This window comes from Nonomuraea sp. NPDC050451 (assembly GCF_044458585.1).
In genome coordinates this window covers 458,086-460,699 of the sequence record NZ_JBITHZ010000006.1, presented here as the reverse complement: position 1 = coordinate 460,699, position 2,614 = coordinate 458,086, and the positions used below count along the sequence as shown (strand labels likewise).

At 68.1% G+C, this 2,614-nt stretch carries 2 protein-coding genes; one reads left to right on the top strand and one right to left on the bottom strand.

Features of this window, described 5'->3' with window-relative positions; genetic code table 11:
• Positions 1 to 562: 562 nt before the first annotated feature.
• Positions 563 to 1,006, bottom strand: coding sequence for a MarR family winged helix-turn-helix transcriptional regulator (locus tag ACIBI9_RS22970; RefSeq protein WP_397224181.1), 444 nt, complete (start codon positions 1,004 to 1,006; stop codon positions 563 to 565).
• Between the two features lie 76 nt (positions 1,007 to 1,082).
• On the opposite strand from ACIBI9_RS22970, the gene ACIBI9_RS22965 reads away from it, so the two are divergent.
• Positions 1,083 to 1,469 (top strand): PPOX class F420-dependent oxidoreductase, encoded by a 387-nt coding sequence (locus ACIBI9_RS22965; protein ID WP_397224180.1) that lies wholly within the window; start codon positions 1,083 to 1,085, stop codon positions 1,467 to 1,469.
• The last annotated feature ends 1,145 nt before the right edge of the window (positions 1,470 to 2,614 follow it).

Here is a 2,614-nt window from a genome sequence, read left to right as displayed (position 1 = left end):
TCCAAGCAATTTCCGTCAATAATGACGGGGATATGCATGTATCTCATGCACTGGCTTTTAACACACTGTTGAGTTCTCAAGAAACGGACGCGTACATCTTCGCGTAAGTCTCTGACTTGCGCTCGGAGGCGTGCCTCGCGTTTTCCTAAAATTTACCGAGCTTGCCGATTTCCGTCAAATCCGGAGATTTGCCGGAAACCACTCAGACTTGCTTAGGATGGTGCACCCCGGTCGTCCCAGGGCAACCCTCGTAACTTACCGTGTCATCCGGAGCTTGTCGAATCAACCGATTTTTCGGTGATCTCCATGCGCCAGACGACGGCCCGGGCTCCGAGCGCGCCGAAGCGGCTCCGCCGAGTGGCTCGTCATTTCAAGGGGCTTGCGCGGGGGCCCGTCCGCCTGATCGGCGTCCGGCTCACTCCCAGCGCGAACTGAAAGACTAGGTCGCAATCCGCGAGACGTCAAATCGCCTCGCCAGGGGGCGTGTCGCGGACGATCCCGCCGCGCGGCGGGCGCCGTGTCGCGCCCCGTCCGGTGGCATAACCGGACGGTCTCTTCGATGTCACAGCTCCGGGGTGGCGCGGGCGATCGCCTCGACGCACCGGGTCAACAGGCCGCGTAGTTGCACCCGCTCCTCCACGCTGAACTCACCCGCGATCGCTCGTTCGATCACCACGGCGCGCTCGTCCGCCGCCTCCAGCGCCGCGCGCCCGGCCTCGGTCAGCCGGGTCTCCAGGACGTTTCGATGCCATGGGTGCGGGGAGCGTTCGATGAGGCCGCGTTCCTCCAGGTTCTTGAGCACGACGGTCATGGCCTGGGGTGTGACCAGGCACGCTCTGGCCAGCGCCGCGCCCGAGATGCCGGGGTTGTCGGCCAGCGCGAACAGCGTCGCGTACTGGGGAACGGTCAGCCCCGCCGGCCGGACGGCGGCCTGCTTGGCCGCGATCAGGGCCTGCTCCGCACGCTTGATGTCCAGACCGAGGCGTTCGTCCGCAGGCATCCCCATATCGGGAATAGTACAACATTGATGGTTATCAAAGCTTTGATAACCTGGCGCGTATCTACGGTTTCGGAGGAGAGACGTGATCATTCCCGACAGTCACTTGGACCTGCTGAAGCGCCCGCTGTTCGCCCATCTGGCGACGATCGGGCCTGACGGGGCTCCCCATGTGAACCCGGTCTGGACGATCTGGGACGGGGAGCACTTGCGCTTCACGACCACGATGGATCGGTTCAAGTACCGAAATGTCAAGCAACATCCGCAGGTGGCGGTCTCCATCAACGACCCTGAGGCGCCGTACCGCTATCTGGAGATCCGTGGCGTGGTCGAGCGGCTGGAGCCGGACCCATCGGGCGACTTCTTCGACGTGCTGGCCAATCGCTACGGGCTGGAGTACGAGCGGCCGGTTGGAGATGCTGAGCGGCGGGTGGTGATCGTTATGAAGCCGACACGCGTCACTCGGCAGTGACCGCGCGTCGGCCCTGGCGGCGCTCGGGGATTCGCTCGGGGTGAGGGATCACTGTGGTGGGGGCCGCGGGTGGCGGGGAGGCGGCCGCTCGCAGGTGTCCCCCAGGCATCCATCGCAGTCCCGGTGGCCGTGCTCGTGGCCGGGTAACGGTGGCCGTGCTCGTGGCCGGGTAACGGTGGCCGTGCTCGTGGCCGGGTAACGGTGGCCGTGCTCGTGGCCGGGTAACGGTGGCCGTGCTGGTAGCGGTGGCCGTGGGGGCGGCCTGCTGGTGTCAGTGGTGGTGTTGTGGTGGTGGCCGTGCGGTTGCCGTGGTGATGGTCGTGCCGGTGACAGTGATGGTGCTGGTGGCCGCGGTGATGATCCTGGGGGCCAGGGTGGCGTCGGTGGCCCGCGGTGGTGATGCTGATGGCCCGCGTGGTGCAGTGCTGGTGGCGCTAGCGGCGGCTGTGGCGGTGAACCGTGCGCCCAGGGCGCCGTCGGGGTTGGCGGACCGGCTGGTGTGCCGAGTCGGGGTAATGGCTGGTGAGGTTGAGTGTTGTGCCCGAAACACCATGGGCTGCTGGCGCGGTTGAACAGCGCACGCGAGACGCAGGGAGTGATGGCGGGCGAGCGTGGACCCAGGACGCGGGCGCCCGGAAGTGGTGGGAACTGGGATGTGGTCGGCCCCGGGACGCGGGCGCCGGGAGGTGGCGAGGTCCGGGAGTCGCGTGGCTCGGCACACGGTCCGCACCACGGCGTGGGAGTCCGATACACGGCCAGCCCCGGGACACGGCCAGCCCCGGGACACGGTCCGCACCGCAGCGTGGCGAGCCCGAGACACGGCCAAGATCTGGGAGGGACGCGAAGCGCGGCCCGCCCGGGGACACGGTCGGCCCCCGAACGCGGTCGGCACAAGGGCGTGGCGGACCCGAGATGCGGCCGGCCCCGGCACACGGCCAACCCGGCACACGGCCAACCCGGCACACGGCCAGCCGGGCACACGGTCAACCCGGGATGCGGTTGCCGGGAAGTGGCGGGCCCGGGGACGTGGTCGGCACCAGGGTGTGGCGGGCCGGAGACGCCGATCGGCATCGGGACGCGGCGGGTGCTGGCGGGCTGGGCTGCATACGCGCGCCACCGCATGCTGCATTGCCCGGGACCGCACT